This window comes from Faecalibacterium sp. DFI.5.82 (assembly GCF_029076575.1).
Taxonomy (GTDB): domain Bacteria; phylum Bacillota; class Clostridia; order Oscillospirales; family Ruminococcaceae; genus Faecalibacterium; species Faecalibacterium duncaniae.
Genome location: NZ_JARFIS010000657.1, coordinates 1 through 304, shown reverse-complemented (window position 1 = coordinate 304; position 304 = coordinate 1). Strand labels below are relative to the sequence as shown.

1 protein-coding gene is annotated in these 304 nt (G+C 56.2%); it reads left to right on the top strand.

Annotation, left to right across the window (positions count from 1 at the left end; all coding sequences use genetic code 11):
* Positions 1-257, top strand: a 257-nt coding sequence (locus P0G09_RS18310; RefSeq protein WP_275253380.1) for a hypothetical protein, incomplete at its 5' end; no start/stop codon positions are given.
* Between the last annotated feature and the right edge of the window lie 47 nt (positions 258-304).

Genomic DNA, 304 nt, shown 5'->3' with positions numbered 1-304 from the left:
ATCAGCGTAGTTTCATCCTGACCAAAGCGATGATGCGGACAAACCGAAGCTCGTTCCCCATGACGCAGAGAGGGCTGCCCCGGATACCGGGTTCTGTAAGCAGCCTGCCGTGCATCGGGCTTCTACCACCGCAGAGCGCAGAGGAGAACCTCTGCCGGGTGCGCCCGTTACAGCACAGCGAGTGGCGTGTTCTCAAGGGCACGCAATTCGGGTGGAACCGTGGAACGCGTGAAATCTTCAGGCGCTTCTTCCCGTAAATTTGAGCGGGATGGAGCGCTTTTTTGTTTTAACTTTCATCAAAAGG